Origin of the sequence: Streptomyces sp. HUAS CB01, assembly GCF_030406905.1 — a bacterium.
GTDB lineage: Bacteria > Actinomycetota > Actinomycetes > Streptomycetales > Streptomycetaceae > Streptomyces > Streptomyces chengbuensis.
Window position 1 is genome coordinate 2,031,328 of the sequence record NZ_CP129137.1, and the last position, 26,196, is coordinate 2,057,523.

Annotated in this window: 22 protein-coding genes; 12 read left to right on the forward strand and 10 right to left on the reverse strand. The window is 74.1% G+C overall.

Annotation, left to right across the window (positions count from 1 at the left end; all coding sequences use genetic code 11):
* Positions 1-88: 88 nt before the first annotated feature.
* From QRN89_RS09050 to QRN89_RS09065, 4 genes are all read right to left on the reverse strand, one after another.
* The gene (locus tag QRN89_RS09050; protein ID WP_290348831.1) at positions 89-775 is read right to left on the reverse strand and encodes a response regulator; all 687 of its coding nucleotides are present in this window, start codon (positions 773-775) and stop codon (positions 89-91) included.
* On the reverse strand, positions 772-2,043 hold the full coding sequence (locus QRN89_RS09055; RefSeq protein ID WP_290348832.1) for a sensor histidine kinase: 1,272 nt from the start codon (positions 2,041-2,043) through the stop codon (positions 772-774). Before QRN89_RS09055 ends, QRN89_RS09050 begins: the two co-directional genes overlap by 4 nt.
* A gap of 227 nt (positions 2,044-2,270) precedes the next feature.
* Positions 2,271-2,549: a PspA-associated protein PspAA gene (gene pspAA, locus QRN89_RS09060; protein ID WP_290348833.1), complete on the reverse strand. Its 279-nt coding sequence runs from the start codon at positions 2,547-2,549 to the stop codon at positions 2,271-2,273.
* 12 nt (positions 2,550-2,561) lie between these two features.
* Positions 2,562-3,356 carry a PspA/IM30 family protein gene (locus QRN89_RS09065; RefSeq protein ID WP_290348834.1) on the reverse strand — a complete coding sequence of 265 codons (795 nt, stop codon included), beginning with the start codon at positions 3,354-3,356 and terminating at the stop codon, positions 2,562-2,564.
* 289 nt (positions 3,357-3,645) lie between these two features.
* Here QRN89_RS09065 and QRN89_RS09070 point away from each other — a divergent pair, with 289 nt between their 5' ends.
* The 3 genes from QRN89_RS09070 to QRN89_RS09080 all read left to right on the forward strand — a co-directional run bounded on the left by QRN89_RS09070 (position 3,646) and on the right by QRN89_RS09080 (position 7,218).
* A complete protein-coding gene (locus QRN89_RS09070) occupies positions 3,646-4,242 on the forward strand; it encodes a DUF3043 domain-containing protein (protein WP_290348835.1) in 597 nt (198 codons plus the stop codon).
* 140 nt (positions 4,243-4,382) lie between these two features.
* Positions 4,383-5,093: a class I SAM-dependent methyltransferase gene (locus tag QRN89_RS09075; RefSeq protein ID WP_290348836.1), complete on the forward strand. Its 711-nt coding sequence runs from the start codon at positions 4,383-4,385 to the stop codon at positions 5,091-5,093.
* Between the two features lie 358 nt (positions 5,094-5,451).
* Positions 5,452-7,218 carry an ABC transporter ATP-binding protein gene (locus QRN89_RS09080; RefSeq protein ID WP_290348837.1) on the forward strand — a complete coding sequence of 589 codons (1,767 nt, stop codon included), beginning with the start codon at positions 5,452-5,454 and terminating at the stop codon, positions 7,216-7,218.
* Between the two features lie 243 nt (positions 7,219-7,461).
* Here QRN89_RS09080 and QRN89_RS09085 read toward each other — a convergent pair whose 3' ends face one another.
* Complete coding sequence (locus QRN89_RS09085) at positions 7,462-7,668, reverse strand: hypothetical protein (protein WP_290348838.1); 207 nt, start codon at positions 7,666-7,668, stop codon at positions 7,462-7,464.
* A gap of 116 nt (positions 7,669-7,784) precedes the next feature.
* On the opposite strand from QRN89_RS09085, the gene QRN89_RS09090 reads away from it, so the two are divergent.
* From QRN89_RS09090 to QRN89_RS09105, 4 genes are all read left to right on the forward strand, one after another.
* On the forward strand, positions 7,785-8,984 hold the full coding sequence (locus QRN89_RS09090) for a bifunctional adenosylcobinamide kinase/adenosylcobinamide-phosphate guanylyltransferase (protein WP_290348839.1): 1,200 nt from the start codon (positions 7,785-7,787) through the stop codon (positions 8,982-8,984).
* 289 nt (positions 8,985-9,273) lie between these two features.
* A complete protein-coding gene (gene cobT / locus QRN89_RS09095) occupies positions 9,274-10,416 on the forward strand; it encodes a nicotinate-nucleotide--dimethylbenzimidazole phosphoribosyltransferase (RefSeq protein ID WP_290348840.1) in 1,143 nt (380 codons plus the stop codon).
* A 281-nt stretch (positions 10,417-10,697) separates the two neighbouring features.
* A complete protein-coding gene (locus QRN89_RS09100) occupies positions 10,698-10,889 on the forward strand; it encodes a hypothetical protein (RefSeq protein WP_290348841.1) in 192 nt (63 codons plus the stop codon).
* On the forward strand, positions 10,886-11,605 hold the full coding sequence (locus QRN89_RS09105; protein ID WP_290348842.1) for a hypothetical protein: 720 nt from the start codon (positions 10,886-10,888) through the stop codon (positions 11,603-11,605). The genes QRN89_RS09100 and QRN89_RS09105 overlap by 4 nt, the downstream gene beginning before the upstream one ends.
* On the opposite strand, the gene QRN89_RS09110 is transcribed toward QRN89_RS09105, so the two are convergent.
* Complete coding sequence (locus tag QRN89_RS09110; protein ID WP_290353634.1) at positions 11,524-12,312, reverse strand: hypothetical protein; 789 nt, start codon at positions 12,310-12,312, stop codon at positions 11,524-11,526. The genes QRN89_RS09105 and QRN89_RS09110 overlap by 82 nt on opposite strands.
* A 68-nt stretch (positions 12,313-12,380) precedes the next feature.
* On the opposite strand from QRN89_RS09110, the gene QRN89_RS09115 reads away from it, so the two are divergent.
* Positions 12,381-13,175: an adenosylcobinamide-GDP ribazoletransferase gene (locus tag QRN89_RS09115; RefSeq protein ID WP_290348843.1), complete on the forward strand. Its 795-nt coding sequence runs from the start codon at positions 12,381-12,383 to the stop codon at positions 13,173-13,175.
* A 227-nt stretch (positions 13,176-13,402) separates the two neighbouring features.
* On the opposite strand, the gene QRN89_RS09120 is transcribed toward QRN89_RS09115, so the two are convergent.
* The 4 genes from QRN89_RS09120 to QRN89_RS09135 all read right to left on the reverse strand — a co-directional run bounded on the left by QRN89_RS09120 (position 13,403) and on the right by QRN89_RS09135 (position 19,503).
* Positions 13,403-14,206: an endo alpha-1,4 polygalactosaminidase gene (locus QRN89_RS09120; protein WP_290348844.1), complete on the reverse strand. Its 804-nt coding sequence runs from the start codon at positions 14,204-14,206 to the stop codon at positions 13,403-13,405.
* A gap of 12 nt (positions 14,207-14,218) precedes the next feature.
* Positions 14,219-15,631, reverse strand: a complete 1,413-nt coding sequence (locus tag QRN89_RS09125; protein WP_290348845.1) for a hypothetical protein — start codon at positions 15,629-15,631, stop codon at positions 14,219-14,221.
* Positions 15,628-17,202, reverse strand: a complete 1,575-nt coding sequence (pelF, locus tag QRN89_RS09130) for a GT4 family glycosyltransferase PelF (protein WP_290348846.1) — start codon at positions 17,200-17,202, stop codon at positions 15,628-15,630. Before pelF ends, QRN89_RS09125 begins: the two co-directional genes overlap by 4 nt.
* Before the next feature lie 162 nt (positions 17,203-17,364).
* Positions 17,365-19,503 (reverse strand): hypothetical protein, encoded by a 2,139-nt coding sequence (locus tag QRN89_RS09135; RefSeq protein ID WP_290348847.1) that lies wholly within the window; start codon positions 19,501-19,503, stop codon positions 17,365-17,367.
* A gap of 302 nt (positions 19,504-19,805) precedes the next feature.
* Here QRN89_RS09135 and QRN89_RS09140 point away from each other — a divergent pair, with 302 nt between their 5' ends.
* The 4 genes from QRN89_RS09140 (at position 19,806) to QRN89_RS09155 (ending at position 25,917) form a co-directional block, all read left to right on the forward strand.
* Positions 19,806-21,314 carry a leucyl aminopeptidase gene (locus QRN89_RS09140; protein WP_290348848.1) on the forward strand — a complete coding sequence of 503 codons (1,509 nt, stop codon included), beginning with the start codon at positions 19,806-19,808 and terminating at the stop codon, positions 21,312-21,314.
* Positions 21,315-21,668: 354 nt separating this feature from the next.
* Entirely contained in the window at positions 21,669-23,057 is a 1,389-nt protein-coding gene (lpdA, locus tag QRN89_RS09145) for a dihydrolipoyl dehydrogenase (RefSeq protein WP_290348849.1), read from the forward strand.
* A gap of 95 nt (positions 23,058-23,152) precedes the next feature.
* Positions 23,153-25,009, forward strand: a complete 1,857-nt coding sequence (gene sucB, locus QRN89_RS09150; protein ID WP_290348850.1) for a 2-oxoglutarate dehydrogenase, E2 component, dihydrolipoamide succinyltransferase — start codon at positions 23,153-23,155, stop codon at positions 25,007-25,009.
* Positions 25,010-25,293: 284 nt separating this feature from the next.
* On the forward strand, positions 25,294-25,917 hold the full coding sequence (locus QRN89_RS09155; RefSeq protein ID WP_290348851.1) for a GntR family transcriptional regulator: 624 nt from the start codon (positions 25,294-25,296) through the stop codon (positions 25,915-25,917).
* The last annotated feature ends 279 nt before the right edge of the window (positions 25,918-26,196 follow it).

The following is a 26,196-nucleotide window of genomic DNA, read 5'->3' on the forward strand; positions in this document are numbered from 1 at the left end:
ATCAGCCATCCGCGAGGGCGATCCGTCGGTCCCAGGTCCAGATCCTTACGCGCCGCATACTCCGCATGGAGTACTGACGGGTGGAGACTCAGTCCACCCGTGGGCGTACCAGGCCCGATTCGTACGCAATGACCACCAATTGCGCCCGGTCGCGGGCGCCGATCTTCGCCATCGCCCGGTTCACATGCGTCTTGACGGTGAGCGGGCTGACCTCCAGCCGGTCCGCGATCTCGTCGTTGGAGTGGCCGCCTGCGACGAGGACGAGGACCTCGCGCTCCCGGACCGTCAGCGCGGCCAGCCGTTCCGAGTACACCCCGGAGTCCTGGCCGCCCTCCGGACTGCCGCCCTGGGCGAGGAACTTGGCGATGAGGCCCTTCGTGGCAGCGGGCGAGAGCAGCGCGTCACCGGCGGCGGCGATCCGGATGGCGTTCAGCAGCTCCTCGGGCTCCGCGCCCTTGCCGAGGAAGCCGGAGGCCCCGGCCCGCAGCGACTGGACGACGTACTCGTCCACCTCGAACGTCGTCAGCATCACCACCCGCACCTCGGCGAGTCCGGGGTCGGCGCTGATCATGCGGGTGGCGGCGAGTCCGTCCGTACCGGGCATGCGGATGTCCATGAGGACGACGTCGGCGCCTGCGGAGCGGGCGAGCTCCACGGCCTCTGCCCCGTCCGCGGCCTCCCCCACGACCTCCATGTCGGGCTCGGAGTCCACCAGCACCTTGAACGCGCTGCGCAGCAGAGCCTGGTCGTCGGCGAGCAGCACCCTGATGGTCATACGTCCTCGTCCCCCTCCGCGCGGGCCTGGACGGGCAGTATCGCCTGGACCCGGAAGCCGCCTCCGTAGCGGGGGCCGGCGGTCAGGGTGCCGCCGAGGGCCGTGACGCGCTCGCGCATGCCGATCAGACCGTGCCCGCCGCTGTCGCCCCCGCCCGCCGGGTCGCCGTCCGAGCCGCCCTCCCGCACGGTGCCGGCGGGGCAGCCGTCGTCGAGGACGGTGACCTCCACGGTCCGGCCCACCCGTACGACGCTGACCTCGGCCCTGGCCGCCGCCCCGGCGTGCTTGCGCACATTGGTGAGCGCCTCCTGGACGATCCGGTACGCGGCGAGGTCGACGGCGGCGGGGAGGTCGGTGTCCTCGTCGGTGCGGGCCAGCTCGACCGGCAGTCCGGCCCGCCGGAAGCCGTCGAGCAGCGGGTCGAGGACGGCCAGTCCGGGCGCGGGTTCCGTGGGTGCCTCCGGGTCGCCGGACTGCCTGAGCAGACCGACGGTGGCCCGCAGCTCGTTCAGCGCCGAGCGGCTGGCCTCCCGCACATGGGACAGGGCCTCCTTGGCCTGGTCGGGGCGCTTGTCCATGACGTGCGCCGCCACTCCGGCCTGCACGTTCACCAGGGCGATGTGATGGGCGACGACGTCGTGGAGGTCGCGGGCGATCCGCAGCCGCTCCTCGGCGACGCGACGGCGTGCCTCCTCGTCGCGGGTGCGCTCGGCCCGTTCGGCCCGTTCCCGTATGGCGTCGACGAACGCGCGCCGGCTGCGCACGGCGTCGCCCGCCGCGGCCGCCATGCCGGTCCAGGCGAAGATGCCGAGGTTCTCCTGGCTGTACCACGGCGCGGAGCCGAACAGCATGGCCGATCCGGTCAGCACGGTCATCGTCGGCAGGCCGACGCGCCAGGTCGTCGGGCGGTCGGTGCGCGACGCGACCGTGTAGAGCGCGATCACCGCGGACATCGCGACGGGCGCGGGCGGGTCGCCGGCGACGAGTTCGGCGACGGACACGGCACCGGTGACCGCGAGCACGGCCATGGGGCGGCTGCGCCGGAACACCAGGGCCCCGGCCGCCACCACCATCAGCAGCAGGCTGCGGAGCTCGGGGGTACGGGTGCCGAAGGTCGGCCCGTGCGGCCCGTGGGGGTCGGCGAACGACGCGACGACCATGCAGACGAGCACCGCGGCGGCGAGGCCTGCGTCGAACGCCGTCGGGTGCGCGTGCAGCCAGGAGCGCGTCGGCGCGAGCCGGCCGAATCCGGTGAGAGGTGCGGTCACGTCAGGCAACGGTACGGGGTGGGACGGGGGGCCGGGGCGGGGTGGCGGCGGAGGGGCCGCGGGGCAGCGGAGGGGACGGCCGGGGCATGGGCGGCCCGACGACGCGGGGCACCTGGGACCGGACGGGCCGCGGCGGGGGCTGCGGCTGCGGCACCGATGACGCGGCCCGCGCCGGACGGGTCGTCCGGACGCGGGCCGCGGTCGCAGGGCGTGAGCCGGGCCGGGGGTCAGCCCGGGATGAGGCCGTTGTCGCTGAGCATGGCGCGGACCTCGTCGAGCGTCGCGTCCGGGGAGGGCAGGATCAGCTCGGAGGGCTCCAGCGCGTCGTCCGCGAGCGGCGCCCCGCAGCGGCGCACCTCGTCGAGCAGGGCGCAGAGGGTGCGGCGGAAGCCGTTCTGGTCACCCGCCTCCATCTCGGCGAGCAGCTCGTCGTCGAGCTTGTTCAGCTCGGCGAAGTGGCTGTCCGCCACGGTCCACTGGCCCTCCCCCATGATCCGCACGATCATGACGCGCCGTCCCTACTGCTTGTCGAACTTGTGCTGGGTGCGGCCCTGGGCCTGGTCCTGCGCCGAGCCGTCGCCGCCCTCGATGGCCTGCTGCGGGGTGCCGCCCCCGGCGAGCTCGGCCTTCATCCGCTGCAGCTCCAGCTCGACGTCCGTGCCTCCGGAGATGCGGTCCAGCTCCGCCGCGATGTCGTCCTTCGCCATCCCCGTCGGGTCGTCCAGCGCACCGGACGCGAGGAGCTCGTCGATGGCACCGGCCCGCGCCTGCAGCTGGGCGGTCTTGTCCTCGGCGCGCTGGATGGCCAGACCGACGTCGCCCATCTCCTCGGAGATGCCGGAGAACGCCTCGCCGATCCGGGTCTGCGCCTGGGCGGCCGTGTAGGTGGCCTTGATGGTCTCCTTCTTCGTGCGGAAGGCGTCGACCTTGGCCTGCAGCCGCTGGGCGGCGAGCGTGAGCTTCTCCTCCTCGCCCTGCAGCGTCTGGTGCTGGGTCTCCAGATCGGTGACCTGCTGCTGGAGCGCGGCCCGGCGGGACAGCGCCTCACGCGCGAGGTCCTCACGACCGAGGGCCAGTGCCTTGCGGCCCTGGTCCTCCAGCTTCGAGGACTGGCTCTGGAGCTGGTTCAGCTGCAGCTCCAGGCGCTTGCGGGAGGTCGCCACGTCGGCGACGCCGCGGCGGACCTTCTGCAGCAGCTCCAGCTGCTTCTGGTACGAGTAATCGAGGGTCTCGCGCGGATCCTCGGCCCGGTCAAGGGCCTTGTTTGCCTTCGCGCGGAAGATCATCCCCATACGCTTCATGACACCGCTCATGGGCTTCGCGCGCCCCCTTCTGACGGACTCAGCTCCGGCTTCTCCAGAACCCACAGTACGGGCCCTGCATCCATTACCGCACTGTTCGAGCGCCGATGCGCTCATCCCCAAGAAGGACCTGTGGGTTGCCCCGCTCCCGCGCAAGGAGTAGGTGGTCTTCAGGGGAGGCGGCGGTCGTGTCGCCCCGTGCACCTTCCTGCTGCTTCTGACCCGTACGGACGCGCGCCGTTGCCGGATCGTTCCCCAGGGGGCTGGGGCAGCCGCCCGCCACCCCGTACCCTTGTGTTTTGTGTTCCGTAGCCGTTCCAAGGAAGAGAAGGCCCCCACCGACAAGGTGACGGCGGACCTCTCCAAGCAGCCCCGCGACCCCGAGGCCCCCAAGGGCCGCCCGACCCCGAAGCGGAGTGAGGCCCAGACCCAGCGCCGCCGGGCGCAGTCGGCACCCCTCGACCGCAAGGCGGCCATGCGCCGACAGCGCGAGGCGCGCCGTGCCGATCTGGCCAGGCAGCGCGAGGCGCTGGCCGGTGGCGACGAGCGCTACCTGCCGCCGCGCGACAAGGGCCCGGTGCGGCGCTTCGTCCGCGATTTCGTGGACTCGCGGTTCTGCATCGCCGAGTTCTTCCTGCCGCTGGCCGTGGTGATCCTGGTGCTCTCCATGATCCGCGTGCCCCAGCTGCAGAACATCGCGCTGCTGCTGTGGCTCGGTGTCATCGTGATGATCGTGATCGACTCGATCGGCATCTGGATCCGGCTCAAGAAGCAGCTGAACGAGCGCTTCCCGGACGAGCCGAAGCGCGGCGCGGTCGCCTACGGTCTGATGCGCACGCTCCAGATGCGCCGGCTTCGCCTGCCCAAGCCCCAGGTCAAGCGCGGAGAGCGGCCCTGAGCGCGGACGTCTCCTCGGTTCCCGACGTCGCCTCGAAGTCCGACGTCTCCGGCAGAGGCGACGTCTCCGGTTTCGCGAGCGGCGCCGCCGCCTGGCTCAAAGGCCTCGGCGGACTGCGCAACACCGTCCGGCAGGAGCTCGTGGCGCGGCAGCTCGACGAGCAGCTGGCCGCCCGGTTCCCCGTCGGTCAGCGGCTGCGCGTCCTCGACGTCGGCATGGGCCAGGGCACCCAGGCCCTGCGCCTGGCGCGGGCCGGGCACAAGGTCACCGGTCTGGAGTCCGACGCAGGGATGCTGCAGGTCGCCCGTGAGGCGCTGGCGCACGAGCCCGAGGGCATCCAGGAGCGCTTCCGGATGATCGAGGGCGACGGCCGCGACACGGGCGTGCACTTCCTGCCCGGCTCCTTCGACGTGGTGCTGTGCCACGGCGTGCTGATGTACGTCGAGGAGCGCGACGCGATGCTCGCGGGCCTGGCGCGGATGCTCGCACCGGGCGGTCTGCTGTCCCTGCTCGTACGGAACGCGGACGCGCTGGCGATGCGGCCCGGACTGGCCGGGGACTGGGACGCGACGCTGACCGCCTTCGACACGGACACGTACACCAACCGCCTCGGGCTCCAGGTGCGCGGAGACCGCCTGGGGTCGCTCACGGCGACCCTGGAGGGGATCGCGGCGCCGCTGCACGCCTGGTACGGGGTGCGGGTCTTCACGGACACGGCGGCGGACGACGCGGAACCGCCGTGCGGGGACGAGCTGACCCGGCTGCTCGCGGCCGAGGACCGCGCCGGCCGGACGGACCCGTACCGCTCGGTGGCGGCGCTGCTCCATCTGTGCGGAGTGCGCGGCCAGTAGCGGGGCCTGCGGACCTCCCCCGTCCGGGCGCCGGTCCGGACGGGGACGGCTCCGCGGGGCACGGCCGGCCGACGCACACAGGCACGGACACGAACGCCCCGGCCGGATCATCCGGCTCGACACCGACTCGGCGCACGCCCCCGCGGCACGGCGGCATGACGGGCACGCGCGCAGGAACACAGCCGCCCCGGCACGTGTCCACCGGCCCGGCACCCACGTCCGGCACCTCCCACGGCACCTGCGGGAGCGGGCCGCCCGGCACCGGCTCCGGCGAACGCGCCGCAGGCTCAGGTGCCAGGGCCTTCGGTGCGTCCGTCTCCGTGTGACCCCTGCATCCGACGTGCCCCCTGCATCCGACGTGACCGCGACGGACACCCCCCGTCTGCCCGCCCGTGAGACGTTCCGGGAGCTCTACCGCCATTTCCGGCCGCACCGCTGGACCGTGGCGTTCGGAGCGCTCCTCGCCCTGCTCGGGGCGGCGAGCGGACTCCTGCAGCCGCTGGCCGCCAAGGCCCTGGTGGACCGGCTCGGCGCGGGCGAGTCCGTCAACGGGATCCTGCTGTTGCTCACCGCGCTGGTGGTCCTCGGCACGGTGATCCACGCGTTCGGCGCCTATGTGCTGGAGCGCACCGCCGAGTCGGTCGTGCTGGCCGCCCGGCGCACGCTCATCGGGCGGCTCCTGAGGCTGCGGGTACCGGAGGTGGAGCGGACCCAGCCGGGCGATCTGATGTCCCGGGTCACCTCGGACACCACCCTGCTGCGCGCCGTCACCACCCAGTCGATCGTCTCGGCGGTCACCGGATCCCTCTCCTTCGTCGCGACCCTGGTGATGATGGCGGTGATGGACGCCGTCCTGCTCGGCGTCACCCTGGGGGTGATCGTCCTGATCGGCGGCGCCGTCGCGCTGGCGATGCCGAGGATCGCGCGGGCGACGCAGCGGGCGCAGGAGGCGGTCGGGGAGATCTCCGCCGTGCTTGAGCGGGTGTTCGGCGCGTTCCGTACGGTCAAGGCGTCGGGCGCCGAGGAGCGGGAGACCGCCGTCGTCGACGCGGCGGCGCGACGGGCCTGGCGGTACGGCGTGCGGACCGCGAAGTGGCAGTCGGTGGCCGGATCGTCGGTGGGCCTCGCCGTGCAGGTGTCGTTCCTGGCGGTGCTGGGGATCGGTGGGGCGCGGGTCGCCTCGGGGGCGATCTCCGTCTCCACGCTGATGGCGTTCCTGCTCTACCTCTTCTATCTGATCGAGCCGGTCACGGAACTGGTCGAGGCGGCGTCCCAGTACCAGGTGGGCTCGGCGGCGGTCGCCCGGATCGCGGAGGCGGAACGGCTGGAGGCGGAGGACCTGGAGCCGGCCGGTCCGGCGCGGGGGCACGACGCTCCCGGCGGTGCGGCGTCCGTGCGGTTCGAGGACGTGACCTTCCGGTACCGGGACGGCCTGCCGTACGTCCACCACGGCGTGACCTTCGAGGTGCCCGGCGCCGGGATGACGGCCTTCGTCGGCCCTTCGGGCGCGGGCAAGACGACCGTGTTCGGCCTCGTCGAGCGCTTCTACGAGGCGACCGGCGGCCGGGTGCTGGTCGACGGCAGGGACGTACGCGACTGGCCGCTGGCCGAGCTGCGCGCCGCCATCGGCTATGTGGAGCAGGACGCCCCGGTGCTGGCCGGGACCCTGCGGGAGAACCTGGTCTTCGCGGCGCCCGGCGCGACCGAGGACGAGATCCGGGACGTCCTCGTGCGGGCGAGGCTGGACGCGCTCGTGGACCGGTTGCCGGACGGCCTGGAGACGGTCGTCGGGCACCGCGGCTCGAAGCTGTCGGGAGGCGAGCGCCAGCGGGTGGCGATAGCCCGCGCGCTGCTGCGCCGGCCCCGGCTGCTGCTCCTGGACGAGGCGACGTCGCAGCTCGACGCGGTCAACGAACTGGCGCTCCGGGACGTCGTCGCCGAGGTCGCCCGTGAGGTGACGGTCCTGGTCGTCGCCCACCGGCTGTCCACCGTGACGCTGGCCGACCGGATCGTGGTGATGGACGCGGGGCGGGTCCGCGCGATCGGCACGCACGCGGAACTGGTGGCGGAGGACCCTCTGTACGGGGAGCTCGCGGCGACGCAGTTCCTCGCGGCGGCGCGGTGAGGGCACGGGGTGCTTCTGCCTGCAGCACGGTGAGAGCACGGGGTGCCTCTGCCCACGGCACGGTGCGTGGGCGGCCGGCCCGCAGGGCGTTCCCGTCCGCGGCACGGTGCGTGGGCGGCCGGCCCACAGGGCGTTCCCGTCCGCGGCACGGTGGGCGTGCGGGGCCCGCGGGGCGGCCGCGACGGAGAACCGCGGGCCCGACGCGCCGCCTCGGCGGCACCGCGGGCCCGCGGCTCCGACGGGTCAGCTCTCGGCGTGCAGGCTCATGGGGCCGTAGACACGGCTGCCGTCCTCGTAGAGGAAGACCTGGTCGGCGCCGCCCTCCTGGAGCTCGCGCCAGACCTCACCGATCCAGGACTCGGCGTCCCCCTGCGTGCTGAACTCCTCCGGCTCGACGGCCGGCTGGACCTCCGTCCCGTCGGACTTCTCGAACCGCCACGTCCATGCCATGTGCGCCTCCTGGTCCCACCACGTGATCGCTGTGCCGATCGTCCATGCCGATCACCTTGCTGCCCGCAGCGTAGCCGGGCGCGCACTCGCCGCGGGGACGCGGGAAGATCGTGACCGTGGAACTGACTCTGCTCGGCACCGGAGCCCCCACCGGGCTCCCTCGCCCCGACTGTCCCTGCGCCGTCTGCGCCGCCGCCCGCGGCGACCGGGCGCGAGCGGCGACGGCCCTGCTCGTGGACAGCGCACTGCTGCTCGATCTGACACCCGGTGCCGCGCTGGCGGCGGCCCGCGCGGGCCATTCGCTCGTGGGCGTGCGGCAGGTGCTGCTGTCGCACCCGCACAGCGGGCCGGCCGTGGAGCTGCCCGCCGGACTGCCGTCCGCCGGGAGGGTGCCGGACGGCCAGGAGCTGACGCTGATCAGCGGGCACCGGGTGCGGGCCGTGGCCCTGGACTCGCCGGGCACGGGCTACGAGGTCACCTCCCCGGACGGGGAGCGGCTGCTGTACCTGCCGCCGGGTGGGGCGCCGGCCGGCGTCACGGACGGCGACCCCCTCCCGTACGACATGGTCGTCGCCGATGTGCTCGGGCGGCCGGACGGGCTGGCGAAGCTGCGGGCCGGCGGCGCGATCGGGGCGACGACCGACGTCATCGCCGTCCACGTCGACCACGACGTGCCACCCGGCCGGGAGCTGGACCGTCGGCTGGCGGCGGCGGGGGCCCGGGCCGTACCGGACGGCACGACGCTGTACGTGGGCGAGTACCAGGACGTACCGGACGTGCCCCGGCGCACGCTCGTCACCGGTGGGGCGCGGTCCGGGAAGTCGCTGGAGGCGGAGCGGCGGCTGGAGACGTTCCCCGACGTCGTGTACGTGGCGACGAGCGGGACGCGCGGCCACGACACCGAGTGGACGGAGCGCGTCGCCGCCCACCGTGAACGCCGGCCGGGGAGTTGGCGGACGGTGGAGACCTGCGACCTCGTCCCGCTGCTGGCCGAGAACGGACCGCCGCTGCTCATCGACTGTCTGGCGCTGTGGCTGACGGACGCGATGGACCAGGTGGGCGCGTGGGACGACGAGCGCTGGGAGACCGTCGGCCGTGCGGCCCTGCGCCATCGCACGGCCGCCCTCGTCGAGGCTCTGCGCGCCACACGCCGCACGGTGGTCGCCGTCACCAACGAGGTCGGTTCGGGGGTCGTCCCCGCGACCGCGTCGGGTCGCCGCTTCCGCGACGAACTGGGCCGTCTGAACGCCGCGTTCGCCGCGGAGTGCGAGCATGTGCTGCTGGTGGTGGCGGGGCAGGCGCTGCCGCTGCGGTGACCCGCGGCCGTGCGGAGTGCCCGGCGGTGTCCCCGCCGGCCCGGCGGGCCGCCGCCGGGGCACGCGGGGCCCGGGCCGGTGCCGTGGGTCCCGTACCTCGCGGGCCTGTCCCGTGCCGGGCCCCGGGCGCACCGGCCCTGCGCCCCGCCGGCCCCCGGGCCCGCGACCGGTGACGCCCGCACACCGCGGACGGACCCCGGCCGGGGCGTCTCGGGGCGCTGTCCGGCCACCGGGATCGCGACGCGGCCCGGCGGCGGAACAGCGGGCACGGGCCGGTACTGTTCGGCGAATGAGCTCGCTGAATCTCGACGACTTCTCCGACCTGATCGAGCGCCCCGACAGCGGTGTGCGGCGCGACGCCGAGGAACGCCGGGAGCGGCTTGGCGTGCCGCCGGGCGCCCTGGGGCGGCTGGACGAGCTGGGCGAGTGGCTGTCGGCGGCGCAGGGTGCCGTACCGGTGCGAGCCGTCGAGCGGCCCCGGGTGGTGCTGTTCGCCGGGGACCACGGGGTGGCGGAGCTGGGTGTGTCCGGCCGTGCGGCGGGCACGGCGCACGAACTCGTGCGGTCCGTGCTGGACGGGGCGAGCCCGGTCGCGGTGCTGGCACGGCGCACGGGCGTTCCGGTCAGGGTCGTGGACGCCGGTCTGGACTGCGATCCGGGGCTTCTGCCGGAGGACGTCGTCCGGCACCGGGTGCGGCGCGGCAGCGGGCGGATCGACGTCGAGGACGCGCTCACGCCGGAGGAGGCCGAGCGGGCCGTACGCCTCGGTGTGGCGATCGCCGACGAGGAGGCCGACGCCGGCACCGACCTGGTCGTGCTCGGCGATCTCAGCGTAGGGGGGACGACGCCAGCCGCCACGCTGGTGGCCGCGCTGTGCGGTACGGACGCCTCCGTCGTCACCGGCCGGGGCGGCGCCGGCATCGACGATCTGGCGTGGATGCGCAAGTGCGCGGCGATCCGCGACTCGCTGCGCCGGGCGCGGCCCGTACTGGGCGACCAGCTCGCGTTGCTGACGGCCGTGGGCGGCGCGGATCTGGCCGCGACGACCGGGTTCCTGCTGCAGGCCGCGGTGCGCCGGATGCCGGTGATCCTGGACGGGGTCGTGTCGGCCGCGTGCGCGCTCGTCGCCCAGCGGGCGGCCTTCCGGGCGCCGGACTGGTGGCTCGCGGGGCAGGTCAGCGGGGAGCCGGCCCAGGCGAAGGCGCTCGACCGGATGGCCCTGGAGCCGCTTCTCGAGCACGGGGTCACGGTCGGGGAGGGCACCGGCGCCCTCCTCGCCCTCCCCCTCGTCCAGGCGGCCGCCGCGCTCGCCGCGGAGCTGCCCGAGCGCCCGGACCCGGTCGGGAGCGACGACGGGAGCGAGGCCGGGGACACTGCGCCGGCCGGGGCGGAGAGCGAGAGAGTGACCTCCACCGGCGGCCAGACGGGCTGACGCGCGGCGAGGCGGGCCGGCACGAGCCGACGCGGGTGGCACCACCGCCCGCCGCACGTAGCCCTCGCGGATCACCCGTCACCCGTCACCCGTCACCCGTCACCCGTCACCCGTCACCCGTCACCCGTCACCCGTCACCCGTCACCCGCAAGAGATCGGGATCACTCCGGCGGGAGTCAACTTCCGGGCATTCCGCCGGGTCTTGGAACATGGCGCGACGCTCGGGCGGGACGGTGCCGGGGCCGTGACGTCCGTGGCCCGGCCCCGGCACCGTCCCGCCGGTGGTGGATCGAGTCCGGATCGAGTCGTCGTACCGCGCCCACGCCGAGTACCGACCCGTCCGGGAGCCACGTTCCATGCTCGCCCACGAGAGTGCCGATCCCCCGCGGACCGGCACCGTTCCCAGCCCGCCCGCAGGGCTCCACCGCGCGCCCGCACTGCCCGACCGCGTGCCCCCGGCGGACGGCCGGTGAACCGGGCGCGCGCGTTCGCGCGCCGTGAGTGGGGGCCGCTGTACGGGACCGTGCGGACGGCCCTCGCGACGAGGACGTGGCGTGCCGTCCCCCTGACGCTCACCGCGGTCTGCCTCACCGCCCTGTGCCAAGTCGTGCAGAACCAGTCGTGGGGCTACGGGCCGGTGCAGGGCATCGGCTCGGTGCGGGCCGAGGACCCGCTCTGGCTCGCTCTGCTCCGCACGCCGCTCTCCCTCTTCGTCCCGGCGCTCGACCTGCCGGTGTGGGGCGCGCTGGCACAGATCCTGCTGGTGTTCGGCATCGCCGAGATCTGCCTGGGGCGGCCGCGCACGCTGGCGGTCGCGTACGCGGCGACGCTCGCAGGGACGATGTACGCCCGGGCCGGGGTCGCGCTCGGGCCGGACCATCCCCTCGGTCTGCCCGCCTCGGACGCCCACGTCGTGGACACCGGGCCGTCCGCCGCGGTGGTGGGCCTCGCCGTGTACGTGTGCATCCGCTGCGCCGCCCGGCTGACGATGGGCCTGGTGGTCCTCGCGATGGTCGTGGAGGTGCTGGTGAAGCCCAATCTGGCCGGCAAGGAGCACCTCGCGGCGATCGCCGCGGTGCTCGTGGCGATGGGCGTCGCCGCGTGCTTTCAGCGCGGTTCGCGGTCCCGGCCGGGTCCGGAGGGGCCGGTCACCGACAGCCGGTCGGGGGCACCGCCGATCAGGTCCTGAAACTTGCGGCGCGGTCCGCTCCATCGCCTGTCGTGACGGAAGGCGCGCAGCATCGCCCGGGCCCGGGAGCGCGGCCGGCGCCGGTAGAGGCGCTTGGCCCACGGCGAGGCGGGTCTGGCCAGCCGCAGGGCGCCGACGATCGCGACGAACGGCACCAGCGTCCCGATGATCGCCATGCGCAGCTTGCCCTTGAAGAGGGAGATCAGGACGAACATGAAGTTGACGGCGAGGGTGAGCAGGAAGGCCCGTCGGTCGTCGCGTTCGTCGGCGGTGAGGTCGTTGACGCCGAGGGGAGCGAAACCGCCGAGGGTGAGCAGGAGCAGGGACGCCGTGAGGACGACGACCTCGACGCTCTTGCGGCCGTCCTCGGTCCAGTAGACGTCGTCCAGGTGGAGGATCAGCGCGAACTCGTCCAGGACGAGTCCCGCGCCCACTCCGAAGACGACGGCGAACACCACCGTCCCGGCGCCGGTGTGCTGGCTGCTGGCGACCGAGCCGAAGCCGCCGACCACGGTGAGGACGACGCCGGGCACCACGTGGTGGATGTGCAGTCCGCCCGCTTTGACGTTCCCGAAGGGCCCCTTGCCCGCCCGGATCATCCGGGTGACGGTCCGGGTGATCAGGAAGGTCAGGACGAACGATCCCAGCGCAAGGAGCAGCGGGAGCTTCCCGGGCTCCACGATGTTCCGGTAAAACCAGTGACCCATGCCACCCGCTCCCGTTTTGTCCGTCATGCGCAATTTACCGTCGCGGCGCACCGGCTACCCTGCGCGCGGTGAGCTCTCTCGACACAGACGGCCCCAAGGGCATCCGGTTCGCCTTCGGCACCCTCACCGTGCTGCCCGTGCGCGTGACCCGCTGGGACCGCGACGCCGCACGGGCGGGGATGCGGTGGGCCCCGCTCGCCGGTCTCGTCGTGGGCCTCTGCGCGGCGGCCGCCGGCGGGCTGCTCCTGCTGCTCGGCTCGGGTCCGCTGCTCGCCGCGGTCGCCTCCGCCGCCGTGCCCGCCGTCCTCACCCGCGGTCTGCACCTGGACGGACTCGCCGACACAGCCGACGGGCTGGGCAGCGGCAAGCCCGCCGAGGACGCGCTGCGGGTCATGAAGCAGTCGGACATCGGGCCGTTCGGCGTGATCACCCTGCTCTTCGTGCTGCTGGCCCAGGTCGCGGCGCTGTACGAGCTCTACGGGCGGGGCTGGGCGTACGGGGCGACGGCGGCGGCGACCGCCGGTGTCGTCGCCCGGCTCGCGCTCACCCTCGCCTCACGCACCGGCGTCCCGGCCGCCCGGCCGGAGGGACTGGGCGCCATGGTCGCCGCCACCGTCCCGGTGCGGCAGGCTCTGGGAGTCGCCGTTCTGGTCACTGCGGCGTGCTCCGCCTGGGGGACGCTGCCCGGCGGGTACGGGCCGCTCCGGCTCGCCCTCTCGGTTCTCGCCGGGGCGGCCGCGGCCGAACTGCTGCTGCGGCGCTGCGTACGACGCTTCGGCGGGGTCACGGGCGATGTGTTCGGGGGGCTCGCGGAGACGGCCGCGACGGCGGCGCTCGTCGCGCTCGCCGTCGGTCCCCGGTAGCCGGTCGCACCGTTCGCCGGACGGCACACGACGGCCGGGGCCCGGCACCGGCCGTGCGGATCACCGCGGACGACCGGCCGTGCGGATCACCGCGGATCACCGAACGTGCGGATCACCGGCCCGCGACGGCGCCGGGCCCGTGCACCGCCGCCCGTACCCGAAGCCTCCCGTCGGACAGCGGGCGACCACCCGAGCGGCCGACGGCCCCTGAGACCCGCCGGGCCGTGTCAGCAGGGCCTGCGCCAGGCGTCCAGCTCGTAGCGCTTCAGCATCGAGCTCAGTCCGAGCCGCCGCGCCCGGGGGCAGAAGCGGCCGGTCGGCACCTCGTACTCGACGTGGAAGACGGCCTTGCCGGCCTCGACGAACGGCCGCAGCGCCTCGCACTCCCCGTACTGGGCGCACTGTTCGTTGACGGCGAAGTCGAAGTCACCGACGAGGGCCGGGATCTGGTCCAGGTCGTTCTTCAGCCCCACGGCAAGCCCACGGTCATGCGCCATCCTGGCGATCAGCCGGTTGTAGCGGAGCTGGTCGGCGGCGGTGAGGGGGAAGCCGGTGTCGTTGGCGTAGCCGTCCATGTTGTCGGGCTCGACCGCGTCGAAGCCCTTGTCCCGGCACATGTCGAAGCGCTTGGCCATCAGCGGCTCCAGCACGTCCGTGCGCCGGATGTCGAGCCAGCGCTCCCCCTCCCAGCCGTTGCCCCTGCCGAGCAGTTCCGGGGGGAACTCGCCCGCGTCGGGGCGGAACTCCTCCCAGGCGCCGGTGGACAGGTAGCAGATCACCTTGCGGCCGCGCCGCTGCAGGTCGGCGACCGTGGACCTCGGGTGCTCGAAGCCGTCGATGTCGTACACCGGGACGTCCACGGCCGGGTCCAGACGGCCGCTGAGCTGCCACTGCCACGGTGTCCCGGGCGCCGGCCGCCAGCGGGTGGTGCGCGGCGGCACGGGGTCGTCCGGGACGGCGGTGCAGCCGGCGAGCAGCAACAGGGCCACCAGCGGCGGCAGAAGGCCGCGCGTCCGGGCGGGAAGGCTCATCTACGGGCTCCCTCAGCGATGTGCGGTGATCCGGCCCAGCTGAGCACAGACCAGCAGGACGAGCACCGCGGACGCGGCCGCCGGGACGAACAGCCGCTCCGAACCGGGCAGGAGCAGCGGTACGAGCGCGGCCGCACAGCACACCGCGGCCGGGCTCAGCACCGCCCCGAACGCCTGGAGCAGCAGGCCGGTCCACAGCACCGCGCCGAGCGGCAGCGCCCCGGCCGCCGGGGCCGCGCCCGGTCCGCCGCCACCGGGCCACAGCAGCAGCGCCGCCGCCATGAGCGTCAGCAGGGCGCCCGCGTACCCGGCGAGGGAGCGCACCAGCGCCGCCGCGACCGAGAGCCGGAAGGCGCGCGGGGAGGTGGAGGCCCGCAGTCCGGCGAGGGCCTCCGCACGGAACCGGTACAGCAGCCACTCGGCGGGGCCCGTGCCGAGCGTGAGCGCCACCGCGAACGGCGGTGAGTCCAGGGCGACATGGAGCACCAGCGCCCCGGAGCCGAGTCCGAAGAGGCCGTACGGCACCGAATCGCCGAGCCCCCTCAGCTCCGCGCGCCGGCTGCCGCGCACGCCCCGGCCACCGGGGTCCGCGGGCCGGAGCACCCCGGCGACCGCGCCCGCCGCGAGGCCCGCGGCGGCCGTGACCGCGGCCAGGGGCAGCACGAGGTGCGCCCAGGCCGGCATCGGGTGGAACGCCGCGAACAGCGCCCCGCCCACCAGCGGGAGGAGGGCCGGCAGCAGGACGCGCTCGCGGCCCAGCACCAGCAGCACCGTCGCCGCGGCGAGATAGATCGACTGGCCCGCCGCGAACAGCACCGCCGGGGCGGGGGCCGGCGCGACGGCCGCGGCGGCGGCCGTGCCGAGGACCACGCCCACGGGCGCGCCCCGCAGCAGCGTCCGGGCGGCCGCGGCCCGGTCGCCCAGGCCCAGCCGGGTGTACGCGCGGTGGGCGAGGGCCTGGTTCCAGGTCCAGCCGGCCAGCGCGGCCGCCAGCAGTGGGGCGTACCCGGTGCGGCCGCCCGCGAGGACCGGCGCGGCCAGGACGTGTGCCAGTCCGGGGAGGGTGAACAGCAGGCCCCGCAGCAGACACCCGAGGAGCGTCGGACTGCCGGCGCCGGGCGCCGGGTCCTCGGGCGAACGCGGGAAGCGCCGCTCGACGCGGGCGTACAGGTCCTCCGCCAGGGAGAAGGAGTCCTCGTGCCCGTAGCGCCGCCGTATCTGCTCGTCGGTCAGCCCGTCGGACTCCAGCAGCGCCGCCACCTCGTCGGGATGGACGGCGGCGGCGACGAAGTCCTCCAGCCGTCCCGCGAGTTCGCCGACCGGGTCGGTCCCGGTCGGGTCGGACGGACGGTGTCTCCCCGGCGTCCGCGGCAGGGTGTCCCGTGCGGCCGTACCCGGGTCCCTCAGCCACAGCGAGCCGCTCACCGGACCGCCCCCGCGACGGGCCCGGCGGATTCGGCGGGCTCGGACCAGTGGTGGCCCCATGCCGTGTGCTCCTGGTACCAGGGGTCCCTCAGCTCCAGGGTCCAGTCGGCGACCGTCTCGGCGGCGGGCGGCTCGTACACCGCACCCGGCGTTCCGGCGAGTTCCCGGTAGATCTGCCGGAAGGCGTCCACCGAACGCCGCAGGGTGAAGAGGTCGACGACCCGCTGCCGGGCGCGCCGGCCCAGTTCGGCGCGGCGCCCGTCGTCCCGGAGCAGTTCCAGGGCGGCGGCGGCCAGCGCCTCGGGCTCGCGCGGCGGGACCACCAGACCGGTGTCGCCGACGGCCTCGCGCACCCCGCCCACATCGGTGGACACCGTCGTGCGCCCGCAGGACATCGCCTCGATGATCGAGAACGGGAAGCCCTCGCTGATGCTGGAGAGCATCACCACGTGCCCGGCGGCGTACGCCCGCGCCACGTCGCCGACCCGGCCCTCCCAGGACACCCCGTCGGTCACGCCCAGTTCGGCGGCGAGCTTCTCCAGGACGGTGGCGTACCACTCGCACCCGGCCGGGGCGGCGCCGAACAGCCGCAGCCGCAGTGCCGGGAGCTCGGCCCGGGCCAGGGCGAAGGCGCGGATCAGCGTCTCCAGGTCCTTGATGGGGTCGATCCGGCCGGCCCAGGTCAGGGTGGGCACGGACGGTTCGGCCCCGGCGTGCGGGAAGGCGTACGGGTCGACGCCGTTGTAGACCGTGCGGATCTTTCCGGGGAGGGCGCCGCCGCGCTCCTCCCAGCGGCGGTTGTAGCGGTTGCACGGGGTGATCAGACCGGCGCGCTCGTAGCCGAGGGTGTTGAGCTCCCGGTAGAAGCCCAGCATCAGGGCCTTGACCGGCCAGCGCTGCGTCCCGGTGCGGTAGCCGAGGTAGCGCTCGCGCAGATAGATGCCGTGCTCGGTGAGGAGGAACGGCACCCCGTCCAGCCGCTGGGCGGCGAGCGCGGGCAGGGTGGCGAGCCCGCTGCTGACGGCATGGGCGACGCTGTCGCCGGGGATGCGCACCGCCAGCGGACGCAGGGCGTGTTCCAGCAGGTCGACGGCGGTGAGGGCGTCGTGGGCGGTGGGTCCGGCGGCGGCGGTGGGCAGGTGGGGCCGGGTCCAGAGGCGCATCAGGGTACGGACGGCGGTCTCGGTGCGGAGGGCGGCGCAGAGCCGGCCCGCACGCGCCTCGTCGGCCAGCTCGTCGAGCGCGGTCCCGAAGTCGCCGTGCGCGTCGGGGTCGAGCAGGGACAGCAGGAACCGCTCGAAGGTGTCGAGGAAGCGGCGCCTGGCGGCACCGCGGCGCGGGGCGTGGGCGCGTCCGGGCCGGGGGCCCCACAGGGGTACGGGGGTGTGGGTGCGGACGTTGGGCGGCAGCTCCCAGGTGACGGGCTCACGGCCGCTGCCGGTGAGGGAGACGACGGTGAAGTCGACCTCGGGCATGCCCCGGACCAGCTGGTCGCACCAGGTGCTGACGCCGCCGTGGACATGCGGATACGTGCCTTCGGTGAGCATGGTGACATGGCGTCCCTGGCTCATCGTGCTGAGTCCCCCTGGACATAAGGGTGCTGAGGGAAGTGCCGGCGCACCGGAGGGTGCCCGGGCACAACGGGTGAGGGGTGCGGGAGCGCGCGGGCGCGGCGCACCCCGGCCGTGCGGGCCGGGGTGCGCGCGGGACTACCGCGATCAGGTCAGGTCAGGTCAGGAGGGCAGTCGCAGGGTGACGGCGGACTGCAGCAGCTCCGGCTGGGTCCAGGCCGAGCGCTGACCCGCGTACGCGGTGCCGAAGACGCTCGTCCCCAGCAGGAGTTGCTTGCGGGTGCCCTCGGGCGTGGTGACGGGGGCGACGACCCCGCCGGGGGCCTGCACGGTGACCGTGGTGCCGATCCGGTACGCCGTGACCCGGCCGGAGTCCAGGGCCGACTGCCAGGCGGCGCGGCGGCTCAGCTCCGTGCCGGCGTCGCGGTGGCGCGGGTTGACGAGGGGCGTGTTGTCGGCGAACAGCGCCCGGTAGTCGGCGAGGATCCGGTCGAGGACCGGGTACAGGATGCGGCCCTCGGCCAGGTTGGACTGGTGGACGTAGTGCGGGCGCGGGTCGTTGGCCACGACGTGGCCGAGGGCGATCCTGGCCTCCTGCGGGACGATGTACGTCCCGTAGCCGGTGGCCACGTCCAGCGGCTCGTCCAGGCAGGTGGAGGCCGGATTGGTCTCGCAGATGCCGCTGCCCCCGTCGGCCCGGGAGGTGTAGATCCAGTTGTACTCGTCGGCCATCTCGGCCGCCGTGCCCACGTTGTAGTACACGTTCATCGGGTGGCGGGGCACGGTGACCGCGCTGCCGACGGGACGCTGCTGCGGCTCGCGGGAGTTGTCGCTCGCGATCCACTTCACGCCGTTGTCGGCGAGCGCGGGCGCCAGGTTGGGGTTGTCCACCGGCTGCTGCGGAAGCGTCTTCAGCCCCGAGTGCTCCCCGGTGACGAGCTCCGTGCGATCGACCTGGATGCCCTTGTTCACCGCCCAGTTGTGGTTGTCGCGGATCTGCGCGGAGATCTCGGCGCGGCTCATCCAGCGGGTGTTGCCCGCCGCGTCCTTCGAGCACTGCCAGGGGACGACGGAGACGTCCTGGACGCAGCCGAGGAACGGGTGGGTGTAGGTGTGGTTGACCCAGCGGTACTGGGCCCGGTCGGCGAGGAGTTGCGCGGTGAGCGCGTCCGTGCCGCCGTTCCCGGCCTTCCACTCCTCGCCCGCGCCCGCGTTGTAGACCATGTCGAGGGTGAAGCCGCTGGTGCGCTGCCACTGGGCGGCGTACTGCGCGTCGGCGGCGGTCATCCGGATGTCCGGAGCCTGCTCGCCCGCTCCCCCGGCGCAGTCGATGTCGCCGGGCGTGCAGTTGCGCTCGGTGTCCCAGCGGGCGTCGGGGGCGAAGACGTCGTCGACGTGGACCGAGAAGTAGTTGCGGCTCTGCCCGAGGTGGACGCCCTGGGTGAGCCATTCGACGATGCCGCGCGCCAGCAGCCGGAACTGCCGCTGGTGCTGGTTGTACGCGAAGGTGACGACGAGCTCGCGGCGCCCGTCCTGGGCGTACTCCCCGAGGAGGCTGGCGCGGCCCTCGCCGCCCGGCACGGGGGCGTCGACGTAACTGGTGTAGCCCTCGCGCGGGCGGGCCAGATAGCCGTAGCTCTCGCTGATGTCCGGCGCGTTGTCCTCGAAGGCCAGGGCGCCGTCGAGGTAGCCGAACGGGCCGGAGCGGCCCGCCGCGGTCACGGCGGCGGCGGTGCCGTCGAGCGTCCCGGACCAGCCGCCCTCGCTGGTGTAGTCGAGCCCAACCCCCGGGTGCGCCCAGGTGTAGGCGTCGACCTGGCGGACGCCGAACCGCTTCTCGTACGCGACGAGCGCGGCCTGCTCGGCGGCCCCCGCGGAGTCCGGCCCGAACGGCGCCTCGTTCGGCAGCACCACCCCCTGGTACTTGGCGCGCGGCCGGCCGCTCACGGTGTCGCTGAGGAACGCGGCGTCGATCTTCGGTCGGCCCGGGTCCCCCAGGTCGAGCACGCTGTACGGGACGCCGGTGCTGCGCAGTTCGGAGGTGACGGCGGCGACCGCCGAGCCTCCGTCGTCCACGACGAGGACCTTCAGGTCGATCCGCGGCACCGGGTCCGCGGCGGCCGCCGGGGACGCGGGCAGAGCCGCCGCGAACAGCGCCGACGTGGTGAGCGCGACCGCCACCGCGCCGAGCCTGCCCCCTCGGCCGGGCCCCCGCCCGGCCGCTCCCCCCTCGTGCGCGGCGCGCGCGGATCCGCTCGTCAGTGCACGCCTGCCGAACCCCGTGGCGAATACGGGTGCCATGGTGTTTCCCCCACCCCTTGTTCGACCCACCCCGGCGGAGACACCGGGGAGGACATGTGGAAATCATGCAAAGCAGCCACTTGCTCCCTTGCGTATTCGGGCCGAGTGTGACGTAGGACTCGCTGTCCGGGCGGGGAACCCGTCGGAGACACCACGGATGGGTGAATCCCCGTCGGCACGAGCGAACATCGCGGGCGCGCGTAGGCTCGTGGCGGCGCTCCGACCCGCCCGACTTACGATGCGCCGGGCGGCCGACCCACCTCTTCGGCCCAGGAACTCAACGGAAGCGAGATTTCACCACCGTGACTGCTCTCACTCTCAGCACTGCCGGCGCTGCGACGCTGCGCGCCGACGCGGTCGTCGTCGGCGTCGCCAAGGGCGCCAAGGGCCCGGTCGTCGCGGCCGGCGCCGAGGCCGTGGACGCGGCGTTCGACGGGAAGCTCGCCACCGTCCTCGAGACCCTCGGTGCCTCCGGTGCCGAGGGCGAGGTGACCAAGCTGCCCGCGCCGTCGGGCCTGAAGGCCCCGGTCGTGATCGCGGTCGGGCTCGGCACCGCCCCTGAGAAGGACGACGCGTACCCGGCCGAGTCGCTGCGCCGCGCGGCCGGTTCCGCGGCCCGCGCGCTGGCCGGCTCGAAGAAGGCCGCGTTCGCGCTGCCGGTCGAGGCCGCCGAGGACGCCCAGGCGATCGCGGAGGGCGCGCTGCTCGGCGCGTACGCCTTCACCGCCTACCAGGACGAGAAGAACGCCAAGAAGCCGCTGGCCGAGGTGGCCCTGCTGGGCGCCAAGCCGCGCGACAAGGCCTTCAAGGCCGCCGCCGAGCGGGCCGTCGCCGTGGCCGAGGAGATGAACCGCGCCCGCGACCTGATCAACACGCCGCCGAACGACCTCTACCCCGAGTCGTTCGCCGCCGTCGCCACCGCCGCCGGCAAGGAGCACGGCCTCAAGGTGCAGGTCTGGGACGAGAAGGCGCTCGTCAAGGGCGGGTTCGGCGGCATCCTCGGCGTCGGTCAGGGCGCGGCCCACGGCCCGCGCCTGGTGAAGCTGGCGTACACGCACCCGGACGCGGAGAAGACCCTCGCCCTCGTCGGCAAGGGCATCACCTACGACTCCGGCGGCATCTCGCTGAAGCCGGCCGGCCACAACGAGACGATGAAGTGCGACATGAGCGGCGCCGCCGCCGTGTTCGCGGCCGTCGTGGCGGCGGCCCGGCTCGGGCTGCGCGTGAACCTCACCGGCTGGCTGGCGCTGGCCGAGAACATGCCGTCGGGCAACGCCACCCGCCCCGGCGACGTCCTGCGCATGTACAGCGGCAAGACGGTCGAGGTGCTCAACACCGACGCGGAGGGCCGTCTGGTGCTGGCCGACGCGATCACCAGGGCCTCGGAGGAGAACCCGGACGCGATCGTGGACGTGGCGACGCTGACCGGCGCGATGGTCCTGGCGCTGGGCAACCGGCGCTTCGGGATCATGTCCAACGACGAGGCGTTCCGCACCTCGGTCCACGAGATCGCGGAGGAGGCCGGCGAGGACTCCTGGCCGATGCCGCTGCCCGCGGACCTCCGCAAGGGCATGGACTCCCCGACCGCCGACATCGCGAACATGGGCGAGCGGATGGGCGGCGGCCTGGTCGCGGGCCTGTTCCTGAAGGAGTTCGTCGGCGAGGGCATCACCTGGGCCCACCTGGACATCGCGGGCCCGGCCTTCCACGAGGGCGCGCCCTACGGCTACACCCCCAAGGGCGGCACCGGCTCCGCGGTCCGCACCCTGGTCAGGCTGGCCGAGCGCACGGCCGACGGCGACCTGGGCTGACGCCCGCGCGCCGGGTTCCGGGAGCGTTCCCGGAACCCGGCGCGCGCCGGGCCGGCGCCCCGGGCCCCGGGTCCGCGGGAACGGTCCGCAGGAATATCGGGCGCCGGCTATCCGTTCGCCCTCGACGAAATCCTTGGGGCCGTACATACGGTCAACCGGCGGGGACGGCCGAACCGCCGTCCCGTATCCCGGCCCCGCGTCCCGCCTTCCGTCGACAAGTGCGAAGATGGGTTCTCGGCAGGACAGGGCCCCCACCACAGGGCCGAAGACAAGCGGCCGAACACCAGCCGCCGCCCGGTAGTCCCCCGCCCTGGGAGGCACCGGCGCCCGGCGCACATGCATGGAGGACGTGACGTGGCGAACGACGCCAGCACCGTTTTCGACCTAGTGATCCTCGGCGGTGGCAGCGGTGGTTACGCCGCGGCCCTGCGCGGAGCTCAGCTGGGCCTGGACGTCGCCCTGATCGAGAAGGACAAGGTCGGCGGCACCTGCCTGCACCGCGGATGCATTCCCACCAAGGCCCTGCTGCACGCCGGCGAGATCGCCGACCAGGCTCGCGAGAGCGAGCAGTTCGGCGTCAAGGCCACCTTCGAGGGCATCGACGTCCCGGCCGTGCACAAGTACAAGGACGAGGTGATCTCCGGGCTGTACAAGGGCCTGCAGGGTCTGATCGCCTCCCGCAAGGTCACGTACATCGAGGGTGAGGGCCGACTGTCCTCCCCCACGTCCGTCGACGTCAACGGCCGCCGGGTCGAGGGCCGCCACGTCCTCCTCGCCACCGGTTCGGTACCGAAGTCGCTGCCCGGTCTGACCATCGACGGCAACCGGATCATCTCCTCCGACCACGCGCTGGTCCTGGACCGGGTGCCGCAGTCCGCGATCGTCCTGGGCGGCGGCGTCATCGGTGTCGAGTTCGCCTCGGCCTGGAAGTCCTTCGGCACCGACATCACGATCATCGAGGCCCTGAAGCACCTCGTCCCGGTCGAGGACGAGAACAGCTCGAAGCTCCTCGAGCGTGCCTTCCGCAAGCGCGGCATCAAGTTCAACCTCGGCACCTTCTTCGAGAAGGCCGAGTACACCGAGGACGGTGTGCGGGTCACCCTCGCCGACGGCAAGACCTTCGAGGCCGAGGTGCTGCTGGTGGCCGTCGGCCGCGGCCCGGTCTCGCAGGGCCTGGGCTACGAGGAGCAGGGCGTCGCGATGGACCGCGGCTACGTCCTGGTCGACGAGTACATGCGCACGAACGTGCCGACCATCTCGGCCGTCGGCGACCTCGTCCCGACCCTCCAGCTCGCGCACGTCGGCTTCGCCGAGGGCATCCTGGTGGCGGAGCGACTGGCCGGTCTGAAGACCGTCCCGATCGACTACGACGGCGTGCCGAAGGTGACGTACTGCCACCCCGAGGTCGCCTCCGTGGGCCTGTCCGAGGCCAAGGCCAAGGAGGTCTACGGCGCGGACAAGGTCGTCGCTCTGAAGTACAACCTGGCGGGCAACGGCAAGAGCAAGATCCTGAAGACCGCGGGCGAGATCAAGCTCGTCCAGGTCAAGGACGGTGCCGTGGTCGGCGTCCACATGGTCGGTGACCGTATGGGCGAGCAGGTCGGCGAGGCCCAGCTGATCTACAACTGGGAGGCTCTGCCGGCCGAGGTCGCGCAGCTCATCCACGCGCACCCGACGCAGAACGAGGCGCTCGGCGAGGCCCACCTGGCCCTCGCGGGCAAGCCCCTCCACTCCCACGACTGAGCCACGTCAACGGGCGCGACGACCACTACCGCACTTCCCCCGCTCGGCGCTTCGCGCGAGCCGGGGAGACCCCACCGTAAGGAGCAACCGAAACCATGCCGGTTTCCGTAACCCTCCCGGCGCTCGGCGAGAGCGTCACCGAGGGCACCGTCACCCGCTGGCTGAAGGCCGAGGGCGAGCGCGTCGAGGCCGACGAGCCGCTGCTCGAGGTGTCGACCGACAAGGTCGACACCGAGATCCCCGCACCGGCCTCCGGTGTCCTGGCGTCCATCAAGGTCGCCGAGGACGAGACCGTCGAGGTCGGCGCCGAGCTGGCCGTCATCGACGACGGCTCGGGTGCGGCGGCCGCCGCCCCGGCACCCGCCGCCGAGCAGGCCCCGGCCCCCGAGCCGGAGCAGCCCGCCCAGGCCGCCCCCTCCACCGAGCAGGCCGCCCCCGCACCGGCCCCGACCGCCGAGGCCGCCGCCGGTGGCGGCGGCGCCGAGGGCACCGACGTCGTGCTGCCCGCGCTGGGCGAGTCGGTCACCGAGGGCACCGTCACCCGCTGGCTGAAGGAGGTCGGCGAGGAGGTCGCGGAGGACGAGCCCCTGCTCGAGGTCTCCACCGACAAGGTCGACACCGAGATCCCCGCACCGACCTCCGGTGTGCTGCTGGAGATCGTGGTCGGCGAGGACGAGACCGCCGAGGTCGGCGCGAAGCTCGCCGTCATCGGCGCCCCGGGCGCCGCTCCGGCCGCCGCCCCGGCTCCGGCGCAGCCCGCTGCCGCCCCGGCCCCCGCGGCTCCGGCGCAACCCGCCGCCCCGGCCCCCGCGCCGGCGCAGCCCGCTCCCGCCGCTGCCGCCCCGGCCCCCGCGGCTCCGGCGCAACCCGCCGCCCCGGCCCCCGCGCCGGCGCAGCCCGCTCCCGCCGCTGCCGCTCCGGCCCCCGCGGCTCCGGCGCAGCCCGCCGCCCCGGCCCCGGCTCCCGCAGCTCCGGCGCAGCCCGCCGCCCCGGCCCCGGCTCCCGCCGCCGCGGCCACGGACGAGGGCGCCTACGTCACGCCGCTGGTCCGCAAGCTCGCGGCCGAGAGCGGTGTGGACCTGTCCTCGGTCAAGGGCACCGGTGTCGGCGGCCGTATCCGCAAGCAGGACGTCGTCGCCGCCGCCGAGGCCGCGAAGGCCGCCGCCGCCGCGCCGGCTCCGGCCGCCGCCGCCCCGGCCGCCAAGAAGGCTCCGGCGCTCGAGGTGTCCCCGCTGCGCGGCCAGACCGTCAAGATGACCCGCATGCGCAAGGTCATCGGCGACAACATGATGAAGGCGCTCCACGGCCAGGCCCAGCTGTCCTCGGTCGTCGAGGTCGACGTCACGCGGCTGATGAAGCTGCGCGCCCAGGCCAAGGACGGGTTCGCGGCCCGCGAGGGCGTCAAGCTCTCCCCGATGCCGTTCTTCGTCAAGGCCGCGGCCCAGGCGCTGAAGGCCCACCCGGTCATCAACGCCCGGATCAACGAGGACGAGGGCACCATCACCTACTTCGACTCGGAGAACATCGGCATCGCCGTGGACTCCGAGAAGGGCCTGATGACCCCGGTCATCAAGGGTGCGGGCGACCTCAACCTGGCCGGTATCGCCAAGGCCACCGCCGATCTGGCGGGCAAGGTCCGAGGCAACAAGATCACGCCGGACGAGCTGGCCGGTGCGACCTTCACGATCAGCAACACCGGTTCGCGCGGTGCGCTGTTCGACACGATCATCGTGCCGCCGAACCAGGTCGCGATCCTGGGCATCGGCGCCACGGTGAAGCGTCCGGCCGTCATCGAGACCGCCGAGGGCACCGTCATCGGCGTCCGCGACATGACGTACCTGACGCTCTCCTACGACCACCGTCTGGTGGACGGCGCCGACGCCGCCCGCTACCTGACGGCGGTCAAGGCGATCCTGGAGGCCGGTGAGTTCGAGGTCGAGCTCGGCCTCTGAGCGCGTCGGCTGTAACCAGCCTCACCAGCGGCGGCCCCGCCCGGGAGTACTTCCGGACGGGGCCGCCGCCGTATTGTCTAGGGCGTGTGGCGAAAGTCCCTCCTGGCCCGCGACGCCTGGCACGCACGCTCGCTGCGTTGTCGGAGTCATCCGAGTACGTCCCGTACGAGGATGGTCCTCCGCCTCGCGATCGCGCACCGGACGCCGCAGGCCCCGCCCAGCGGGCGGACGGAGCTGCTTCCGCCGCACGCCCCAGGGGTCTTCTCTTCGTGAAGGAGCGGTTCATGACCATGCCCGTCGTCCACTCGCTGCGCGATCAGATCCGCGAGCACATCGTGGAGGGCATCGTCAGCGGCCGCTGGAAGCCGGGCGAGCGGATCGTGGAGCGCCGTATCGCCACCGAGCTGGCCGTGAGCCAGACGCCGGTACGGGAGGCCCTGCGCGAGCTGGAGTCCCTGCGGCTGATCGAGTCGGCGCCCAACAAGGGCGTACGGGTGCGCAACCTCACCGCGGCCGACCTCGAGGAGAGCTACCCGGTCCGGGCCGGCCTGGAGCAGATCGCCGCCGAGCTGGCCGCGGAACGGCTCGCCGACGACTGCTCGGCGCTGGAACCGCACGTCGCGGCCCTGTACGAGGCGGACCGCGCCGCGGACGGGACGGCGCAGGTGCGGCACACGGTGGCGTTCCACCGGGAACTGGTGAAGGCGGCGGGCAACGGGGTGCTGCTGCACACGTGGGAGGGCCTGGGGATCGAGGTCTTCACCGCGCTGTCCATCCGGTGGCTGGGGACGAAGCAGAAGTCGTACGCGGAGGAGCACGAGGAGCTGGTGGAGGCGTTCCGCCGGCGCGATCCGCAGATCGGCGCGCTCGTGAAGGCCCACGTCCTGGGCTGCGCGCCCCGCGCGTAGCGCCGGACCCGCGCGCGGCGCTCGGTGCCACCGCGTTCCCGCGCGCGGCGCCGCGTCCGGCGCTGCGCTCGCGGTGAGCAGCCCTCCCCTGCGGAACCGCCCGCATACGCAGTGCGCGCGCCGCGGGACCACGGCGGGCTGCCCCCTTCCCAACGGAACCGTCCGTGCCACGCACGGGCACGGCCCCCGGGCGCCCTGCGGGCAAGGACCGCCGGGGCGCTCGTCGCCGGAGCCCCACGCCCGGCGCACCCACGCCCGGCGCACCCCTGCCGCGCCGCT

Excerpts from the sequence above, each read along its gene's own strand:
- QRN89_RS09050 (WP_290348831.1), bottom strand. The coding sequence starts at position 775 with ATGACCATCAGGGTGCTGCTCGCCGACGACCAGGCTCTGCTGCGCAGC.
- pspAA (WP_290348833.1), bottom strand. The coding sequence starts at position 2,549 with ATGATCGTGCGGATCATGGGGGAGGGCCAGTGGACCGTGGCGGACAGC.
- QRN89_RS09065 (WP_290348834.1), bottom strand. The coding sequence starts at position 3,356 with ATGAGCGGTGTCATGAAGCGTATGGGGATGATCTTCCGCGCGAAGGCA.
- QRN89_RS09085 (WP_290348838.1), bottom strand. The coding sequence starts at position 7,668 with ATGGCATGGACGTGGCGGTTCGAGAAGTCCGACGGGACGGAGGTCCAG.
- cobT (WP_290348840.1), top strand. The coding sequence starts at position 9,274 with ATGAGCTCGCTGAATCTCGACGACTTCTCCGACCTGATCGAGCGCCCC.
- QRN89_RS09110 (WP_290353634.1), bottom strand. The coding sequence starts at position 12,312 with ATGGGTCACTGGTTTTACCGGAACATCGTGGAGCCCGGGAAGCTCCCG.
- QRN89_RS09120 (WP_290348844.1), bottom strand. The coding sequence starts at position 14,206 with ATGAGCCTTCCCGCCCGGACGCGCGGCCTTCTGCCGCCGCTGGTGGCC.
- pelF (WP_290348846.1), bottom strand. The coding sequence starts at position 17,202 with ATGAGCCAGGGACGCCATGTCACCATGCTCACCGAAGGCACGTATCCG.
- QRN89_RS09135 (WP_290348847.1), bottom strand. The coding sequence starts at position 19,503 with ATGGCACCCGTATTCGCCACGGGGTTCGGCAGGCGTGCACTGACGAGC.
- sucB (WP_290348850.1), top strand. The coding sequence starts at position 23,153 with ATGCCGGTTTCCGTAACCCTCCCGGCGCTCGGCGAGAGCGTCACCGAG.
- QRN89_RS09155 (WP_290348851.1), top strand. The coding sequence starts at position 25,294 with ATGACCATGCCCGTCGTCCACTCGCTGCGCGATCAGATCCGCGAGCAC.